The organism is Xanthomonas euroxanthea, from assembly GCF_900476395.1.
GTDB classification, from domain to species: Bacteria; Pseudomonadota; Gammaproteobacteria; order Xanthomonadales; family Xanthomonadaceae; genus Xanthomonas; species Xanthomonas euroxanthea.
The window spans coordinates 1,498,695-1,516,971 of sequence record NZ_UIHB01000001.1 but is presented as its reverse complement, the minus strand read 5'-3'; the positions used below and the strand labels follow the sequence as shown (position 1 = coordinate 1,516,971).

General features: G+C 65.4%; 14 protein-coding genes. 5 read left to right on the top strand and 9 right to left on the bottom strand.

Going from position 1 to position 18,277, the window contains the following annotated elements:
• Positions 1-123: 123 nt before the first annotated feature.
• Entirely contained in the window at positions 124-2,379 is a 2,256-nt protein-coding gene (locus tag CPBF1521_RS06700) for a methyl-accepting chemotaxis protein (protein ID WP_115676395.1), read from the top strand.
• A gap of 214 nt (positions 2,380-2,593) precedes the next feature.
• Here CPBF1521_RS06700 and CPBF1521_RS06695 read toward each other — a convergent pair whose 3' ends face one another.
• A complete protein-coding gene (locus tag CPBF1521_RS06695; protein WP_115676394.1) occupies positions 2,594-3,526 on the bottom strand; it encodes an oxidoreductase in 933 nt (310 codons plus the stop codon).
• A 48-nt stretch (positions 3,527-3,574) separates the two neighbouring features.
• Positions 3,575-4,144: a TetR/AcrR family transcriptional regulator gene (locus tag CPBF1521_RS06690; RefSeq protein ID WP_115676393.1), complete on the bottom strand. Its 570-nt coding sequence runs from the start codon at positions 4,142-4,144 to the stop codon at positions 3,575-3,577.
• Positions 4,145-4,883: 739 nt separating this feature from the next.
• Between CPBF1521_RS06690 and mutS the strand changes: the two genes are divergently transcribed.
• The 3 genes from mutS (at position 4,884) to katG (ending at position 10,899) form a co-directional block, all read left to right on the top strand.
• Positions 4,884-7,439 (top strand): DNA mismatch repair protein MutS, encoded by a 2,556-nt coding sequence (mutS, locus tag CPBF1521_RS06685; protein WP_328589279.1) that lies wholly within the window; start codon positions 4,884-4,886, stop codon positions 7,437-7,439.
• Between the two features lie 238 nt (positions 7,440-7,677).
• Complete coding sequence (locus CPBF1521_RS06680; protein ID WP_115676391.1) at positions 7,678-8,292, top strand: DUF937 domain-containing protein; 615 nt, start codon at positions 7,678-7,680, stop codon at positions 8,290-8,292.
• Positions 8,293-8,652: 360 nt separating this feature from the next.
• Positions 8,653-10,899 carry a catalase/peroxidase HPI gene (katG, locus tag CPBF1521_RS06675; protein WP_115676390.1) on the top strand — a complete coding sequence of 749 codons (2,247 nt, stop codon included), beginning with the start codon at positions 8,653-8,655 and terminating at the stop codon, positions 10,897-10,899.
• A 567-nt stretch (positions 10,900-11,466) separates the two neighbouring features.
• Here the strand turns inward: katG and CPBF1521_RS06665 are convergent.
• Positions 11,467-11,874, bottom strand: coding sequence for an RNA-binding S4 domain-containing protein (locus tag CPBF1521_RS06665; protein ID WP_104650531.1), 408 nt, complete (start codon positions 11,872-11,874; stop codon positions 11,467-11,469).
• A 289-nt stretch (positions 11,875-12,163) separates the two neighbouring features.
• Here CPBF1521_RS06665 and CPBF1521_RS06660 point away from each other — a divergent pair, with 289 nt between their 5' ends.
• Positions 12,164-13,648: an MATE family efflux transporter gene (locus CPBF1521_RS06660; protein ID WP_115676389.1), complete on the top strand. Its 1,485-nt coding sequence runs from the start codon at positions 12,164-12,166 to the stop codon at positions 13,646-13,648.
• Positions 13,649-14,000: 352 nt separating this feature from the next.
• Here CPBF1521_RS06660 and rplS read toward each other — a convergent pair whose 3' ends face one another.
• From rplS to CPBF1521_RS06625, 6 genes are all read right to left on the bottom strand, one after another.
• Positions 14,001-14,408: a 50S ribosomal protein L19 gene (gene rplS, locus CPBF1521_RS06650; protein ID WP_005989873.1), complete on the bottom strand. Its 408-nt coding sequence runs from the start codon at positions 14,406-14,408 to the stop codon at positions 14,001-14,003.
• A gap of 144 nt (positions 14,409-14,552) precedes the next feature.
• The gene (trmD, locus tag CPBF1521_RS06645) at positions 14,553-15,311 is read right to left on the bottom strand and encodes a tRNA (guanosine(37)-N1)-methyltransferase TrmD (protein ID WP_104650533.1); all 759 of its coding nucleotides are present in this window, start codon (positions 15,309-15,311) and stop codon (positions 14,553-14,555) included.
• Positions 15,312-15,380: 69 nt separating this feature from the next.
• Positions 15,381-15,893, bottom strand: a complete 513-nt coding sequence (rimM, locus tag CPBF1521_RS06640; protein WP_104541368.1) for a ribosome maturation factor RimM — start codon at positions 15,891-15,893, stop codon at positions 15,381-15,383.
• 43 nt (positions 15,894-15,936) lie between these two features.
• Positions 15,937-16,197 (bottom strand): 30S ribosomal protein S16, encoded by a 261-nt coding sequence (gene rpsP / locus CPBF1521_RS06635; RefSeq protein WP_011036396.1) that lies wholly within the window; start codon positions 16,195-16,197, stop codon positions 15,937-15,939.
• Positions 16,198-16,295: 98 nt separating this feature from the next.
• A complete protein-coding gene (locus CPBF1521_RS06630) occupies positions 16,296-17,093 on the bottom strand; it encodes an aminotransferase class IV family protein (protein ID WP_115676387.1) in 798 nt (265 codons plus the stop codon).
• On the bottom strand, positions 17,084-18,154 hold the full coding sequence (locus CPBF1521_RS06625; protein ID WP_115676386.1) for an NAD(P)H-dependent flavin oxidoreductase: 1,071 nt from the start codon (positions 18,152-18,154) through the stop codon (positions 17,084-17,086). Before CPBF1521_RS06625 ends, CPBF1521_RS06630 begins: the two co-directional genes overlap by 10 nt.
• Positions 18,155-18,277 lie beyond the last annotated feature (123 nt).

The window sequence follows — 18,277 nt, the reverse complement described above, 5'->3', positions numbered from 1 at the left end:
TTAGATTATCGTTTAGTGACAGATATTCCAGTTTTTGAGCAGAGCGCCGTTATTGGGAAACCGATGCCAGGCTCGCTAACCGCGTGAGCATCGATGCCTCTACTGATCTCTTCTGGGACGTCCATGATCGCTTTTCTCCAACGCTTCAACGTCGGCCACCGCCTGGCCGTTGCATTTGGAATCTTGATTCTCCTCTCAGGCCTGCTCGTGGCCACCGGCCTGGGCACCATGGCGAACGCGCGAGCGCAGCTGGACTTCATCGTCCTCGACCGCACCGCCAAGATCCAGGTCGGCAACGGCATGCTGGATGCCAACTCCTCGCTGCTGATCGCATTGGGCACGTATGCCATGGCGACAAGCGAAGAGCTCAACACCGAAGCACTCACCACGATCAACGCGCAGCGCCAGCGCTACCAGGAGCTGCGCACCAAGCTGGACGCGCTGTCCAGCTCGGAGGAAGGGCGGAAGATTCGTGCCGAGATGGACGAGCGTCGGGCGACCTCCGTGAAGTTCAACGACGAAGTCATCGCACTGGCAGCCAGGAACGAGAACGCGCAGGCCCAGGACATCCTCAGCGAGCAAGGGCGGCCCGCCACCCTCGCCTGGCAGGACAAGATCCGCGAACTGGTCACCCGCCAGGAAGGACAGAGCAGGCAGGCCTACGCAGAAGCAGTCAAGTCGATGGACCGGGGCAAGCTCCTGCTCATCCTTGGCGGTGCCGCGGTCGTGCTGGTCAGCAGCCTGCTGGCGTGGCTCATCACCCGAAGCCTGACCCAGCCGCTGGCACGCGCCACGAAAGCGGCTGAAGCCATTGCCAATGGTCAGCTCGGCAACGACGTGCACACGCAGGCCAAGGACGAAACCGGCCGGCTGCTACGCGCCATGCAAGGCATGCAAACGCAGCTCCAGGCCCTGTTGACCGCACAGGGCGACATGGCAAAGCGCCACGATGAAGGCCAGACCAGCTTTCGCATGGATGCCCAGGCCTTCCCGGGTGACTACGGCCGCATGGCCGAGGACACCAATGCCCTGGTGGCCTCGCACCTGGCCGTGCAGTCGAACCTTGCACGGATCATGGGGCATTACGCCATCGGCGACCTGAGCGAGAGCATGGAGCGCTTGCCTGGTGAAAAAGCCGTGCTGACGCAGACCATGGACGAGGTCAAGGCGAACCTGTCTGCCATGAATATCGAGATCAAGCAGATGGCGCAGTCCGCGGCCAACGGTGACTTCACCGCGCGCGGCGATGCCGATCGCTTCCAATATGATTTCCGCGTCATGGTGGAGAGCTTGAACCTGCTCATGGCCACCGCGGACGGCAACCTGCAATCGCTGTCGTCGCTGCTGCAATCCATCGCTGCAGGCGACCTCACCGCGCGCATGACGGGCGAGTTCAAGGGGGTCTTCGCGCAGATGCGCGACGACGCCAACGCCACCGCCGCGCAGCTTGCAGAGATCGTCGGACGCATCCAGCAATCGGCGGTGTCGATCAACTCGGCGGCCAGCGAGATTGCTGCCGGCAACCAGGACCTGTCGCAGCGCACCGAACAACAGGCCGCCAACCTGGAGGAGACGGCTGCCTCCATGGAAGAGCTGACCTCCACCGTTCGCCAGAATGCGGAGCACGCACGCCAGGCCAATCAGTTGGCCATCGGTGCCGCAGGCGTCGCCTCCCAGGGCGGGGAAATCGTCAGCAAGGTGGTGGGGACCATGGCCGGCATCGAGGCCTCGTCCAAGAAAATTGCCGACATCATCTCCGTGATTGACGGCATCTCGTTCCAGACCAATATCCTGGCCTTGAATGCCGCCGTGGAAGCGGCGCGGGCTGGTGAGCAAGGCCGTGGGTTTGCGGTGGTCGCATCGGAAGTGCGGACGCTGGCACAGCGTTCCACCGCTGCGGCCAAGGAAATCAAGACCCTGATCGACGACTCTGTCGAGCGCGTCACCGAAGGCTCCACGCTGGTGCATACGGCGGGCACCACGATGGCCGAGATCGTCTCCAGCGTGCAGCGCGTCACCGACATCATGGGTGAAATCTCTGCGGCCTCGCAGGAACAGTCGGCCGGCATCGAGCAGGTCAACATCACGGTAACGCAGATGGATGAAACCACGCAGCAGAACGCGGCCCTGGTGGAGGAAGCCACTGCCGCTGCACGCTCCATGGAAGAACAGGCCGTCCAGCTCACCGAGGCCGTTGCGGTGTTCAAGATTGACACCACCGCGATGTCGCCAATTGTTCAAACCGCTGCACTCGTCTCCAGCAGGAAGCCGGCGGGACCCAGGTCGCTGCCTTCGGTTGCACGTGCGAAGGCGAACATCATTGCCCCGCAACAGGCTGTTTCCTCGACAGCTGTCGCCACGGATTGGCAGGAATTCTAGCCACCGTCTCAGGAGGCCCGGCACTGCCGGGCCTCTGCCGCCCAGAAACATGCTCCTTTGCGATTCCTTTTTTCCACCGAAAATGCAGCGCAAGCGTTCCCGGCACCAGCCTTCAATGATGGATGTCTTGCGCCGAATCGCGCATCCGCATCATCCGGCCTTATCGAGTTTCCGGCGCGCTTGCGGGCAAAAAGCATCCCGTTGACTCCATTGGTTAATAGCGTTCGCCGATCGCAGGCAGGCCAGGGTTGATTCCGGTCATGGCGACAGAGATGTCCCACAACCGCCTGGCAAGCGCCGGGTCTTCAGCTTGCGGGGCGCGTCTGGCCTCTCCGGCCACACCCCTGATCCCGCGGAAGCCGGTGGGGCCGTAATAGCCGCCGGGCTTCACGGGCCCGGTCGCTGCCAGCAGGGCCGGCCACGCGCCCTTCGCAGCACTGTTGAGCAGCAGGCCGACAAGTGGGCCCATCACCTGGATGGGGCCCATGTGCCGTCCCAGGCTGGTGCTGGCCACGCCGGGGTGGGCACCGACAGCCATGATGGGCGACCGGGTCGCGCGTAGGCGCCGGTCCAGTTCGAAAAAGAACAACGCATTCGCCAGTTTGCTCGCTCCATAGCGATCGCCCTTGGAGTAGCTCCGCTCGGCGTTGAGATCATCCCAATCGAGGGTTGCCTTCAAATGCGCGATGCTGGACGTGACCACGACGCGCGAGCCGGGCGTCTCGGCCAGCTTGGGCAGCAGCAATGAGGTCAGCGCAAACACCCCGAGATGGTTGACGCCGAACTGCGATTCGAAGCCCTGCTTGGTACGCATCAGCGGCGGATTCATGATGCCGGCGTTGTTGATGAGCACATCGATGCGTGGCTCCTTCAAAACATGTGCGGCGGCTGCACGGACGCTATCGAGATCGCCCAGATCCAGTGGCAACCATGCAAGATCGGCACCGGGTGTCAGCCGCTTGATGCGCGCAATCGCCGCATCGGCCCTGCCCTGCTCGCGACAGCCCAGCAACACCCGCGCGCCCCGCGCGGCGAGCACCCGGGAGATCTCACAGCCCACGCCTGCGTTGGCGCCGGTGACGACGAAGCATTTTCCCGCCTGGTTCGGCACATCTGTTTCGGTAAAGCCGCTGTGATCAAACAACATGGGTCGCTCCTATTTGAGTGAGTGCTTACGCATTTAACTGGCAAAAAATTAGGCGGCAGACCCCTTCCAGAAAAGGTCGAATCCGGCCCGTTGAATCGCCTCGCGCCCGGCGGGGTTTGCCACGATGGCGTTCATGGTGATGTCGGCAAGCTCGAACAACACGGTGTCGATGTAGAACGTGAGCCTGTCAGGCGCCGAATGCTCCGCAAGACACCGCTCCACGAGTGAGCGCGCGTCCAGAAAAATCGAGTGGCAGCGCAGGCGGCTTTCGGTCGTTACACGGTCCGAGACCTTCAACTGCCGTAAGGCGTTGCGTGCCGCCGCATGCTTCAGCCCCCAATCGATCAGCCGACTCCACACCACGAAAAGCCGGTCGTGGGCGGATGCGTCCGCCGGGTACGGCCCCGCCATCGATTCGGCAAGTTCGCCTTCCAATGCCAGAAACAGCGCATTGAGAAGGTCATCCTTCGTGGGAAAGTAGGTAAACAGGGTTCCTTCGGACACACCTGCGGCCTTGGCAATCTTCGAGGTGGGCGCCCCAACGCCGAGCTGCGCGATGAGCGCACATGCGGCTCGAAGAAGCGCATCGCGCTTCTCTTCGCTCAAAGGACGCGCCATGATCTGCCACCGTATAATGAGTGATCACTCAATCATCTTAGAAGGAGACATTTCTGTCAAGGCTTACCTCGACCAGTGCCCGTTCACGATCACGTCTGCGCTCACCGAAGTGATGCGCGTCGTACAAAACTCAGGAGGTTCTCACCGCCGTCATCCAGAGGCGATACGTCATTCTCCGCATGCACCTGATCCTCGGACACCCCATCGCTGATGGGATCCCATGTCGGCAGATGGGTGGTTCTCCCCGGTGCTTCTCAACACCGCCAACTCATCCCTGGCGACGGCACAGGCACCCCTCCAGGCCGATGTCAGTAACGTGATCCAGCAAGAAGCGACGCACGCCCTGCGGGCCACGCCGAACCACTTCACAGGTCGTGGTCCGCTTTCCTGCATAGAACCCGAATCCAGTCAGCGCCCACTGGAACCGATGGGCGGCCCCTCTCGATCGACAGCTCAAGGATTTGTCGATGGCTGAGCTTAAACTTGAGCCATGCCGACTTGAGGCGGCCCCTGGTTCCATAGCAACATCCGGCGCCACTCCAAGGCCTCGTCCGTTTCGTCGCATATCGATCCGATCTCGTTGGGAGGGTCGCCGCAACGGCGTCGCGACAAAACTCACCGTCACTCGCCGCTACCGACCCTGATTGACCGCCACATCCCGGAAGAACATTTCTTGCAAAGCACTGACACAAAAGAAAAAACCAAGAACACCGGCGGGGCTGCAGAGCACACCCCGCTCATGAAGCAATTCTTCGCCGCCAAGTCGGACTACCCCGACCTGCTGCTGTTCTTCCGCATGGGCGATTTCTACGAGCTGTTCTACGACGATGCGCGCAAGGCGGCGCGGCTGCTCGACATCACCCTGACCCAGCGCGGCAGTTCCGGTGGCGCGCCGATCCCGATGGCCGGCGTGCCGGTGCATGCCTACGAGGGTTATCTGGCGCGGTTGGTGGCGTTGGGCGAGTCGGTGGCGATCTGCGAGCAGATCGGCGACCCGGCGCTGGCCAAGGGCCTGGTCGAGCGCAAGGTGGTGCGCATCGTCACCCCGGGCACGGTCACCGACGAGGCGCTGCTGGACGAGCGCCGCGACACGCTGCTGATGGCGATCGCGCGCAGCAAGCAAGGCTACGGCCTAGCCTGGGCCGATCTGGCCGGCGGGCGTTTTCTGGTCAACGAAGTGGACAGCGTGGATGCGCTGGAAGCGGAGATCGCGCGCCTGGAACCGGCCGAGCTGTTGGTGCCCGACGAAGACAACTGGCCGGAGTTCCTGCGTGGCCGCGCCGGCGTGCGGCGGCGGCCACCGTGGTTGTTCGACGCCGACAGCGGCCGGCGCCAGTTGCTGGCCTTCTTCAAGTTGCACGACCTGTCCGGCTTCGGCATCGACGACAAGCCCTGCGCCACCGCGGCCGCCGGCGCGCTGCTGGGTTATGTCGAGGAGACCCAGAAACAGCGCCTGCCGCATCTGACCTCCATCGCGATGGAAGTGGCCAGCGAGGCGATCTCGATGAACGCGGCCACGCGCCGGCATCTGGAACTGGATACGCGCGTGGATGGCGACACCCGCAACACCTTGCTCGGGGTGCTCGACAGCACGGTTACGCCGATGGGCGGGCGCCTGCTGCGGCGCTGGCTGCACCGTCCGCTGCGCCTGCGCGAGGTGCTGGTACAGCGCCACCACGCAGTCGGCACGCTGATCGACAGCGGCGCCGACGCCGACGTGCGCGAGGCCTTCCGCGCGCTTGGCGATCTGGAACGCATCCTGACCCGCGTGGCGCTGCGCTCGGCACGCCCGCGCGATTTTTCCACCTTGCGCGATGGTCTGGCGCTGCTGCCGAAGGTCCGCACGATCCTGGCGCCGCTGGATTCGCCGCGCCTGCAGGCGCTGCATGCCGAACTCGGCGAACACGATGCCACCGCGCATCTGCTGCTCAGCGCGGTGGCCGAACAACCGCCGCTCAAGCTCAGCGACGGTGGCGTGATCGCCACCGGGTACGACGCCGATCTGGATGAGTTGCGCCGCCTGTCCACCAACGCCGATCAATTCCTGATCGACCTGGAACAACGCGAACGCGCCAGCAGCGGCATCGCCACGCTCAAGGTCGGCTACAACCGCGTGCACGGCTACTACATCGAGATCAGCAAGGGCCAGGCCGACAAAGCCCCGCTGCACTACAGCCGCCGGCAGACGCTGACCAACGCCGAGCGCTACATCACCGAAGAACTCAAGAGCTTCGAGGACAAGGTGCTGTCGGCGCGCGAGCGCGCGTTGTCGCGCGAAAAGCTGCTGTATGAAGGCCTGCTCGATGCACTCGGCGGCGAGCTGGAAGGCCTCAAGCGCTGCGCGAGCGCATTGAGCGAACTTGATGTGCTGGCCGGCTTCGCAGAACGCGCGCAGGCACTGGATTGGTCGCGGCCGGAACTGGACAGCGCACCGTGCCTGCGCATCGAACGCGGCCGCCACCCGGTGGTGGAAGCGGTGCGCGATCAGCCGTTCGAACCCAACGATCTGGAGCTGCATACCGACCGCCGCATGCTGGTCATCACCGGCCCGAACATGGGCGGTAAATCGACCTACATGCGCCAGAACGCGCTGATCGTGTTGCTGGCGCATATCGGCAGCTATGTGCCGGCCAGCCGCGCGGTGATCGGGCCGATCGACCGCATCCTCACCCGCATCGGCGCCGGCGATGACCTTGCGCGCGGGCAATCCACCTTCATGGTGGAAATGGCCGAGACCAGCTACATCCTGCACCACGCCACGCCGCAATCGCTGGTACTGATGGACGAGATCGGCCGCGGCACCTCCACCTACGATGGCCTGGCATTGGCCGATGCGGTTGCACGCCATCTGGCGCATAGCAATCGCTGCTACACGCTGTTCGCCACGCATTATTTCGAGCTCACCGCACTGGCCGACGAATCGCATGCCGGCGGGACCAGCGGCATCGCCAACGTGCATCTGGACGCGGTCGAACACGGCGAGCGCCTGGTGTTCATGCATGCGGTCAAGGACGGCCCGGCCAATCGCAGCTTCGGCCTGCAGGTGGCCGCGCTCGCCGGCTTGCCCAAGGCCGCCGTGACCCAGGCGCGTCATCGCCTGGCCGAACTGGAGCAACGCGGCGGCGAAAGCCATGTCGCACAGATGGCACCGGCGGCACTGGATGCGCCGCAACAGTTCGGTTTGTTCACTGCGCCCTCTTCCGCTGCGCAGGAAGCACTGCAGGCGCTGGACCCGGACGAACTCACGCCCAAGCAGGCACTGGAAGCCTTGTATCGGTTGAAGGCGTTGCTTTGAGTGCGGGGATTGGGGAGTCGGGAATCGGGAATCGGGAATCGGGAATCGTAAAAGCGTAGTTGCCTGGCTCTACGCTTTGCGGGGTTGGTCAACCTTGCCGTGTTGTTGTCGATTGAAGTGGCTTGATTGCCACTGTGCGGTATCGCTGCCCTCGCCCTGCATCGCGGCGCGTGCCGTGTTGCCCTGATGGCGCAACGGGCGCACGCTGCCGCAACGTTTTGTCCAACCGGAGACACCGATGACCACGTCCGCCTCGTTGACCGATCAACTTGCCGCGCAGTTGCAGGGCCCGCAGTTGCAGCAGCTCGCCAGCCGGCTCGGCATCGCGCCCGAGCAGGCGCAATCGGCGGTGCAGACCGCGCTGCCGCTATTGATGGGCGCGCTGGGCCGTAACAGCCAGCAGGCCGGTGGCACCGATGCGCTGCTGGGCGCATTGCAGCGCGATCATGCCGGCAGCCCGGACATCGGCAGTCTGCTCGGTGCGTTGCTGGGCGGCTCGGCCAGCGGTGCGCAAGGCAATGGCGCCGGCATCGTGGGGCATCTGTTCGGCGACAAGGCACCGCAGGCTGCCGCAGGCCTGGGCCAGGCCACCGGGCTGGAAACCGGCAAGGCCAATCAGCTGCTGCAATTGCTGGCACCCATCGTGATGGCGTATCTGGCCAAGCGCTTCCTCGGCGGCACTGCCGCGGCCAGCAGCCAGCTCGGCCCGGCCCTGGCGCAGGAACAGCAGCGCGCTGGCAGCAATACCGGGGTCAACGGCCTGCTGGGCAGCGTGCTGGATCAGGACGGCGACGGGAAGCTTGGGCTGGGCGATGTCATGAAGCTGGGTGGCAGCCTGTTCGGCAAGCGCTGACATCGCGCGCGCAGGTTGGGGACATCGGCGCGCCATCCATAGCGCCTCGCTATCGATATGGTTGAATAATTCGAATTCCCCAACCGATCGATGCTGCTTATCGTGTGCACACCCCGCCACGATGAGCCCGCCTGACGCGCATGTCTGCCAGTCACACTCTGCACATCGCCCCATACCGGCCCCTGCAGGCAGGCGCTAGCATCGCCATACGCGGCGACGCTTCTCGATGCCCCCACGGCCGCATGTGCGCCGTCGATGGATGACCACCGCTGACGCATTGCCCGCCTTTTCGATTCCACCAGCACGTGTCCGCAGTTTCGGCACACAGCTCCCCAGGTGCTCACGCACACAGGTATTGCCATGACAACCGAAGCAAAGTGCCCGTTCAACCACGCCGTCGTCGGTACCGGAACCACCAACCGCGATTGGTGGCCCAAGCAGTTGCGCGTGGACCTGCTCAGCCAGCATTCGAGCAAGTCCAATCCGCTGGGCCAGACCTTCAACTACGCCGAGGCGTTCAAGCGCATCGATCTGGCCGCGCTCAAGCAGGAACTGCGTGCGCTGATGACTGACTCGCAGGACTGGTGGCCGGCCGACTTCGGCCATTACGGCCCGCTGTTCGTGCGCATGGCCTGGCATAGCGCCGGCACCTATCGCATCGGCGACGGGCGTGGCGGCGGCGGTCGTGGCCAGCAGCGCTTCGCACCGCTCAACAGCTGGCCGGACAACGTCAGCCTGGACAAGGCGCGCCGGCTGCTGTGGCCGATCAAGCAGAAGTACGGCCAGGCGATCTCCTGGGCCGACCTGATGATCCTCACCGGCAACGTCGCGCTGGAAAGCATGGGCTTTACGACCTTCGGCTTTGCCGGTGGCCGCGAGGACACCTGGGAGCCGGATCAGGATCTGTACTGGGGCCGGGAAACCAAGTGGCTGGGTGGCGACGAGCGCTACTCGCGCGGCTCGCCCGGCGTGGACGAGGCGCACGGCGTGTTGGTGAAGGACGACGACAGCGAAGTGCCGCATACCCGCGACCTGGAAAACCCGCTGGCCGCCGTGCAGATGGGCCTGATCTACGTCAACCCGGAAGGCCCGGACGGCAAGCCCGACCCGGTTGCCGCCGCGCGCGACATCCGCGACACCTTCGCGCGCATGGCCATGAACGACGAAGAGACCGTGGCGCTGATCGCCGGCGGCCATACCTTCGGCAAGACCCATGGCGCCGGCCCGGCCGACAACGTCGGTGCCGAGCCGGAAGCCGGCGAGCTGGAAAGCCAGGGCCTGGGCTGGCACAACCACTACGGCAGCGGCAAGGGTGCCGACACCATCACCAGCGGCCTGGAAGTCACCTGGACCACCACCCCGGCGCAGTGGAGCAACGACTTCTTCGACCACCTGTTCAAGTTCGAGTGGGAGCTGAGCAAGAGCCCGGCCGGTGCGCACCAGTGGGTGGCCAAGAATGCCGACGCCATCATCCCCGATGCGCACGATGCAGCGAAGAAGCATCGGCCGACCATGCTCACCACCGATCTGGCGCTGCGTTTCGACCCCGCTTACGAGGCCATCTCGCGTCGCTTCCACGAACACCCCGACCAGTTCGCCGATGCCTTCGCCCGCGCCTGGTTCAAGCTCACCCACCGCGACATGGGGCCGCGCTCGCGTTACCTGGGGGCGGAGGTGCCGAGCGAAGAACTGCTGTGGCAGGACCCGGTGCCGGCCGTCGACCACCCGCTGGTCGATGCGCAGGACGCCGCCGCCCTCAAGCAGGCCATCCTCGACTCCGGCCTGAGCGTGGCGCAGCTGGTGTCCACGGCGTGGGCATCGGCGTCGACCTTCCGCGGCTCGGACAAGCGCGGCGGCGCCAACGGCGCACGCATCCGGCTGGCACCGCAGAAGGACTGGCAGGCCAACCAGCCCGAGCAGCTGGCGCAGGTGCTGGGCACGCTGGAGCGCATCCAGGCCGACTTCAACGGCGCACAGTCGGGTGGCAAGCAGATCTCGCTCGCCGACCTGATCGTGCTGGCCGGTAATGCCGCGGTCGAACATGCCGCACAGGCCGCGGGCCACAGCGTCACCGTGCCGTTCGCACCCGGCCGCACCGATGCCTCGCAGGAGCAGACCGATGTCGAGTCCTTCGCGGTGCTGGAGCCGGTGGCCGATGGCTTCCGCAACTACGCCAAGCAGCGCTACGCAGTGCCGGCAGAGGCACTGCTGATCGACAAGGCACAGCTGCTGACGCTGACCGCGCCCGAGTTGACCGTGCTGGTCGGCGGCCTGCGCGTGCTCGGCGCCAATGTCGGCGACTCCAGGCACGGCGTGTTCACCACCCGCCCCGGCGTGCTGAGCAACGACTTCTTCGCCAACCTGCTCGACATGCGCACCGAATGGAAAGCCACCTCCGAAGCGAAAGAGGTGTACGAAGGCCGCGACCGCAGCACCGGCGAACAGAAGTGGACCGGCACGCGCGTGGACCTGGTGTTCGGTTCCAACTCGATCCTGCGTGCGGTGGCCGAGGTCTACGCCAGTGCCGATGCGCAGGAGAAGTTCGTGCACGACTTCGTTGCCGCCTGGACCAAGGTGATGCAGCTGGATCGTTTCGATCTGGCCTGAGGCGCAAGGCGCACGCACGCCTTCGTGCGTGCGCCTGCAGCGGTGCTGAAATACACGCAAGAGCTCGACTCGGCACACTGAAGGCATCCGTGGAGCGGCTGTTCTGCGGCTTGGCTGCAAGGCCCTTGCCCGCCCACCCTCGCGGGACACGCCGCAAGTACGTCCTTGTAGGCTCTTACGCGGCCTCCATGCCGCGTAAGGTCCCGCGACGGTGAGCGGGCAAGGGCCAGGCGGGATGGTCTGTGTGCTTGGTGAGAGCAGGCACGGTGCCCTGGTGTTCTGACAAAGAAACGCCAGCTGATTTCCTAACGCAAGCCGATCAACGACAAGCGTTTAAGCAAACAACCGATCAGCTATCTGGTGTGGTGTCCTCGCCAATTGCGGGACCGTGGGGCGGCATGGATGCCGCCACCGAGCCTACAGGGACGGATTCACCGCGTGTCCCGCGATTGGTGAGGGCGCCGCACACTCGACTCAGCTGGGAAGCGCCCTCTCCTCTTGCGTGAACAGCAACGCTCTGGGTGTTTTATGTCCATCACCCAATTCGCAGCGGACAACCACGCACTGCTACAACGCGTCGATATCGCCCAGTGCGTTGATCAGCCGGCGTGCACGCTTGTCCGGCTTGCCCTCGGGTGCGCGGTAGCCGGTGCGTTCGGCGGCACGCTGCAGCCGCCATTGTGCACGCGCCTCGCGTGAGGCATCGCTTTCCAGGTACAGCGTCTGTGCGACCGGTGCCGGGCCACGCACATCGCTCAGCGCGGCAACGGTGATCTCGAAGATTTCGCCACCGCGGTCGATGCGCAGTTGCTCGCCGGTGCGCAGCGTGCGCGAGGGCTTGGGCCGCTGGCCGGCCACATCCACCTTGCCGTTGTCCACCGCCGTCTTGGCCAGGCTGCGCGTCTTGAAGAAGCGCGCCGCCCACAGCCAGACATCCAGCCTGACCGTCGTCGCTTGTTCCACCAGTTGAGTCATCGCGCTGTGCTTGCCGTCGGGTCCAATGGGGCCGCAGGCCGCTGTCGTGATCGCCGCTGCTGCGGCGCCTCGCAACGGGCTGCGTTGAACGAAAAACATTTGGGCACCTTCGCCGGAACTCAAGCATGGCGAGCTGCAGGACCTGGCACGCCGACCACGCCGTGGCTGACCGATACAGGCAGAACCGCAGAACGGGTGCCTGCCCCGCGTCCTCGAAACGCCGGGCAACCGCATGCCTCACACAAGCCAATGCTAGTGTTCGCAGCTTCCGTCCCACGGCGCGTCTGCGATGCCCAAATCCGCTGTCCTGACCGAAGGCCCGATCGGCAAGAATCTGCTGCTGTTCGCGATGCCGATCCTTGCGGGGAATATCGCGCAATCGCTCAATGGCTCGATCAACGCGATCTGGGTAGGTCGCTACCTCGGCGAGGCGGCGCTGACTGCGGCAGCCAATGCCAACAGCATCATGTTCTTCCTGATCGGCTCGGTGTTCGGCATCGGCATGGCTTCGACCATCCTGATCGGCCAGGCGATGGGCGCGCGCGACATTGCGCAGGCGCGCAAGGTCATGGGCACCAGCGCCAGTTTCTTCGGCGGGCTGTCGGCGCTGATCGCGGTGCTGGGCTGGTTTCTGGCGCCGCATCTGTTGACCGCAATGGGCACGCCGCCGACATCGCAGACGCTGGCCGAGCAGTACCTGCGGGTGATCTTCCTGGCCATGCCGCTGATCTATGTGTTCGCGTTCCTGTCGGCGGCACTGCGCGGCACCGGCGATGCCCGCACGCCGTTCCGCTTTCTGCTGGTGTCGGTGGTGCTGGACATCGTGTTCAACCCGTTGCTGATCTTCGGTCTGGGGCCGTTTCCGGCATTGGGCATCGCCGGCGCGGCCTGGGCCACGTTGCTGGCGCAGGCAGTGGCACTGGGCGGTTTGCTGCTGTACCTGCGCAGTCAGCGTCATGTGTTGTGGCTGGGACGCGGCGACCTGCACCTGTTCCGCATCGCGCCCACGATCCTGCGCGCGCTCATCGTCAAGGGCGTGCCGATGGGCCTGCAGATGGTGCTGATTTCGCTGGCCATGATCGCGATGATGACGTTGGTCAACGGCTTCGGCACCGACACCGCCGCCGCCTACGGCGCTGCGTTGCAGCTATGGACCTATGTCCAGATGCCGGCGATGGCGCTGGGCGCGGCATGTTCGACGATGGCGGCGCAGAACGTGGGCGCCGGATTGTGGACGCGTGTGGATGCAACCGCACGCACCGGCATCGTCGCCAACTTCCTGATGACCGGCGTGTTGATCGGGCTGCTGATCGTGTTCGACCGCTGGACGCTGGCGCTGTTCCTGCCGAGCGACAGCCCGACACTGGAGGTTGCGCGGCATCTCAATCACATCGGTATCTGGTCGTTCCTGCTGTTTGGCGTGAGCTTTGTGATTTCCGGCGTGGTGCGGGCCACTGGCGCGGTGATCCCGCCGCTGCTGATCCTGGCCTTCGGTCTGTGGGGCGTGCGCGTGCCCCTGGCGAACGCCTTGATTCCGCACCTGGGAGCCGATGGCATCTGGTGGAGCCTTCCGATCAGCTCGGTGTGTTCAATGCTGCTGTCGCTGGCGTATTACCGCTGGGGCGGCTGGCGCAAGGCACGCATGCTGACCACGCCAGCGCATCCGGCGAATCCTGCGGAGCTGGCCGCCGCCGCCGAAGTGCCGGCGCATCCGGCCTCGCCGGTTGCCGATACCGCGCCGATCGCAGCATTGCCGCAGCACCGCCAGCGCTGATGTCGGCCGGCATCACCGGGCGGCGGGCGGCAACAGCGACTGAAATCAAGCCAGGTCGAACCCAGCAGCCGGATGCCCTGTTGGGATGATCGATCCAGCGCACGGCCGCCTGGTGAGTGATCCGCTCGACCAAATCCACGGAGCAGCTGGCGGGCAGCTGCCAGGAGGTCGTTCCCTCGACCAACGCAGCACGCGCTCGCCTACCCCGCGAACCTCAACGCATGCCCTACCGCCCAATCCCCAATCCCGATTCCCTAATCTCGATTCCCGATTCCCGATTCCCGATTCCCACAACGCAAACGGCCGCCCAAAGGCGGCCGTCTGGCATCAGCAGGACAAGCCTGCCGGTGACTTACTCAGCCTTGGCAGCAGCCTGGCGAGCAGCCTTGGCCTGTGCAGCGGCGGCCAGATCTTCCTTGATGCGGGCGGCCTTGCCTTCCAGACCACGCAGGTAGTACAGCTTGCCGGCGCGAACCTTACCGCGACGCTTCACTTCGACCGAGTCGATGATGGCGCTGTGGGTCTGGAACACGCGCTCGACGCCGAAGCCGTGCGAGATCTTGCGCACGGTGAAGGCGGAATTCAGGCCGGCGTTCTTGGTACCGATCACGACGCCCTCATAGGCCTGCACGCGCTCGCGGTTGCCTTCCTTCACCTTGACGTTCACCACGACGGTGTCGCCCTGGTTGAACTCGGGAAGCTTGCGCTGAATCTGGGCGGCTTCGAAGTCAGCCAGGATGGTCTTGTTGAGTTTGCTCATGATGGGCACCGCGTGTCTGGTGATATTGGACCGGCAGTCGCCGCACGGCGATTGCTCGAGGTTCGTAGGAGGGCCAGACGCAAGGCTGGCCAGCAAGCCGCATATTGTACCCCAATCGATATTGCAAGAGCTAGGGGTGAGCCCTTATTTCTCGTCGCCTTGGGCGAGTTCGCGGCGAAACTCGTCCAGCAGACGGCGATCGTTCTTGTCCAACCCGGCCTCGTCGAGCAGGTCCGGGCGCCGCAACCAGGTCCGGCCCAGCGACTGCTGCCGACGCCAGCGCGCGATCGCAGCGTGATTGCCCGAGCGCAGCACATCCGGCACATCGCCCCAGTCATGGGTCGATGGATGGCTGTAGTGCGGGCAGTCGAGCAGGCCTTGCGGGCCTTCGAAACTGTCCTGGGCTGCGGATTCGGCGTCGTTCAACACCCCTTCCTGCAACCGCGTCACCACATCCACCAGCACCGCCGCGCCAAGCTCGCCACCGGACAACACGTAGTCGCCGATGGAGATTTCCATATCCACCGCCTGCGCCAGAAAACGCTCGTCCACGCCTTCGTAGCGCCCGCACAACAACACCATGCGTGGCAACTGCGCCAGCTCGCGGGCAAGCGGCTGGGTGAGCGGCCGCCCCTGCGGGCTGAGATAGATCACCGGCGCCGGACGCGGGTCTGCCGCTTGCACCGCGTCCAGACAGGCCCGCAACGGCTCGATCAACATCACCATGCCGGGCCCACCACCGAACGGACGGTCGTCCACGCGGCGGTAATTGCCCTGCGCATGCTCGCGCGGATTCCAGCCCTGCAATTCCAGCAGGCCACGCTCCTGCGCCCGCCCGACCACGCCGAACGCTGCGCATTGCGCAATGAACTCGGGGAACAGGCTGATGACGTCGATGCGCACTGGAGAATCGGGAATCGGAAGTGGGGAATGGGTAAAGCAAGAGCGGAGCGGCACGATGCGCCATTCCGGTCAGAAATCCGGATCCCAGTCCACCACGATCAGGTTGGCGTCGAAGTCGACCGACTTGACGAAATCCGGCAGCACGAACGGCACCAGCCGCTCGCGATCGCCGCGCACCACCATCACGTCGTTGGAGCCGGTGGAGAACAGGTGCGACACCGTGCCGAGCTTGACGCCCTCGACGGTTTCCACCTGCAGCTCTTCCAGATCCACCCAATAGTATTCATCGGGCTTGGGTGGCGGCAGCACGCTGCGCGAGACATAGATCTCGGTCCCGTGCATGGCTTCGACGGTGTCACGGTCGCTGACGTCCGGGAACACTGCGATCAGATTCTTGCCCTGATCGCGTCCACGGACGCCACTCACGACCGACTCCTGCCCCGAGGGCGTCCGCACGATCCACGGTTGATACCGGAAGATCGCACTGCGCGGCTCGGTCCAGGATTCGAGCTTGAGCTCGCCCTTGACACCAAAAGCACCGACAATCCTGCCTAACAGGATGCGGCGCTCGGTCGGCTTCATCTGCGTCGACTCTGGGCCGGGCGGTGACGCCCGGCCCTCAAGATCAGGCCGCAGCGGCCTGGGACTTGGAGGCTTCGCGATACAGGTTACGCACCTTATCGGTCAGCTGTGCGCCCTGGCCGACCCAATGGTCGACGCGTGCGACATCCAGCACGACGCGCGGTTCTGCGCCCTGTGCAACCGGGTTGTAGTAACCCAGACGCTCGATATTGCGGCCATCGCGCGCGCTGCGCACGTCGGTCACGATGATGTGGTAGAACGGACGCTTCTTGGCGCCGCCGCGGGTCAGTCGAATCTTGACCATGGTGTCGTTTTCCTAAAGTTGCCCAGTCGCCAGAATGGCGCGGTAAGCCGGCGATTATAGCGGGCTCCGGCGGCGAAGCCAAGTCACCCCCAATTCGCTCAGATCCCTTGCCAGGCCTGGGTCTGCAGGGCCTGCTCCAGCAATGGCAGTTGCGCGGCCTGCGCCGGCCACGACGCCGCTCCGGCTTTCACGATCGCCTGCTGACCACGCGCATTGCAGCTGAACACCCCATCGAACCCGTCCAGTTCGCCCAGCGTGACCGGGCGCGACTCCTGCGGGATCCCGAGCATTTGCAGGCCTGCCTGCAGCAGACGCTGCTGGGTGCCTAGCAGCGCCGGTCCTTGCGGCCACACCACCCTGCCCTGCTGCCACAGGCCCAGATTCCAGAAGGCACCTTCCAGCAGATGCTCCTGGGCGTCGACCAGCAGGGCATCGTCGTAGCCGGCCACCAGGGCCTGGCGACGCAGGTGCAGCAGCGCGAAGGTGCCGACATGCTTGTGCCGGGGTTGCTCGCGCACGTGGCAGACCGGCTGCACGCGTAGTGCGGTGGCTGGCATCCGGGCGGCGGGCGCGATGGAGATCAGCACATCGAGCGCAAGCTGCCGCGATGGATCGCGCAGGTCGAAATCCTGCGCAAACACAGTGATGCGCACGCTGGCATCGGCGCAGTCCGCAGCCGACAACGCAGCGCGCAACTGGGCGTGCAGGGATGCCTCATCGATCGCTGCACCGAACAAGGCAGCGCCGTCGTGCTGCAGCCGCTGCAGATGCAGGTCCAGCCCGCGTACCGCACCGGCGCGCACCTGCAACGTGGTGAAGTGGCCGTAGTTGATCAGTGCGGCGGCGCCCAGTTGCTGCGCTGTCGCCACTGCACCGTTGCAGAAGATCAGCGGCACACCAGCGCCTGCGCCTGCTCCCACCACTGGGTCACCAGTTGCGCGGCAGGTTGGGCCGATGCCATCCAGGCCGATTGGCCGGCCCAGGCCTGCATGGCGTCCAGGCGGTTGTCGCGCGCGGCGGCCTGACGCATCGGCGCGGTCAGCGCGCGCTGCACCGGATACGGCGCCGGCACCGGTGCCTCTGCGGCGGCGGAGGCATGCACATACGGCGTAGCGAGCGCACGCCCCAGCCGGCCGGAAAATGCGCGGGTCGGCTGGGTCTGTTCCGGTTCGGCCAGGGCCAAGGCATCGGCCCAGGCGCTTGGCAGCGCCGCCTCGGGGGTACGCAGCAGGCCGGTACCGATCTGCACCGCGCTTGCGCCCAGCGTCAGCGCCGCGGCAATGCCGCGCGCGTCGGCGATGCCGCCTGCGGCGATCACCGGGAGATCGAGGTGATCGACCAGTCGCGGCAACAAGGCGAACAGCCCGGTCATCTGCCGCTCGGCACGCCCGGCGTCGAACGCACCGCGATGCCCACCGGCCTCGGCCCCCTGGGCAACCACCGCATCGGCACCGGCCGCCTGGGCCGCACGCGCTTCGTCCAGCGTGGTGGCGCAGGCGAACCAGGCGATGCCGGCGTGCTTCAGGCGTGCAACCTGATCAGGCCGAAACACGCCCATGATCGACGAGGCCACCGCAGGCCGCGCGGTGAGCAAGGCCTCGAACTGGGCATCGAGGTCGGCAGGCGCCGCATCGCCCGCATCCTCGGGAACTGGCGGCCCCCAGTGCGACAGAAACTTACGTACGCGCGCCTCCGCAGCGGCGTCGCGCACCGGTGCCGGATCGGGAATCCATAGATTGACCTGTGCAGGCCCGGCGCTTGCGTCACGGAAGGCCGCCATCCACGCCACGATGTCCTGCGGCTGCGACAACACCGCGCCCATCGCACCCATGCCGCCGGCCGCAGCGACCGCCGCCGACAACGGCACCGGGCAGGCGCCGGCCATGGGGCTGAGCAGGATCGGCAGTCCTAAACCAAAACGCTGCTGGAAGGCGTCGACATGCGAAAACGAACCCATCGTGCGTGGCCTGAAATCATGAGACTTCATGGTAACCGCCCGTGCATCCGAACGCCCCTCACCGCCTACAGGCGGCGCGCGTGCGCAGTGGGGCGATCAACGTCGGCCCGACATTTTCGACCC

Excerpts from the sequence above, each read along its gene's own strand:
- CPBF1521_RS06665 (WP_104650531.1), bottom strand. The coding sequence starts at position 11,874 with ATGACTCAACTGGTGGAACAAGCGACGACGGTCAGGCTGGATGTCTGG.
- katG (WP_115676390.1), top strand. The coding sequence starts at position 8,653 with ATGACAACCGAAGCAAAGTGCCCGTTCAACCACGCCGTCGTCGGTACC.
- CPBF1521_RS06700 (WP_115676395.1), top strand. The coding sequence starts at position 124 with ATGATCGCTTTTCTCCAACGCTTCAACGTCGGCCACCGCCTGGCCGTT.
- rimM (WP_104541368.1), bottom strand. The coding sequence starts at position 15,893 with ATGAAGCCGACCGAGCGCCGCATCCTGTTAGGCAGGATTGTCGGTGCT.
- mutS (WP_328589279.1), top strand. The coding sequence starts at position 4,884 with ATGAAGCAATTCTTCGCCGCCAAGTCGGACTACCCCGACCTGCTGCTG.
- CPBF1521_RS06660 (WP_115676389.1), top strand. The coding sequence starts at position 12,164 with ATGCCCAAATCCGCTGTCCTGACCGAAGGCCCGATCGGCAAGAATCTG.
- CPBF1521_RS06690 (WP_115676393.1), bottom strand. The coding sequence starts at position 4,144 with ATGGCGCGTCCTTTGAGCGAAGAGAAGCGCGATGCGCTTCTTCGAGCC.
- CPBF1521_RS06695 (WP_115676394.1), bottom strand. The coding sequence starts at position 3,526 with ATGTTGTTTGATCACAGCGGCTTTACCGAAACAGATGTGCCGAACCAG.
- rplS (WP_005989873.1), bottom strand. The coding sequence starts at position 14,408 with ATGAGCAAACTCAACAAGACCATCCTGGCTGACTTCGAAGCCGCCCAG.
- CPBF1521_RS06625 (WP_115676386.1), bottom strand. The coding sequence starts at position 18,154 with ATGGGTTCGTTTTCGCATGTCGACGCCTTCCAGCAGCGTTTTGGTTTA.
- rpsP (WP_011036396.1), bottom strand. The coding sequence starts at position 16,197 with ATGGTCAAGATTCGACTGACCCGCGGCGGCGCCAAGAAGCGTCCGTTC.
- CPBF1521_RS06680 (WP_115676391.1), top strand. The coding sequence starts at position 7,678 with ATGACCACGTCCGCCTCGTTGACCGATCAACTTGCCGCGCAGTTGCAG.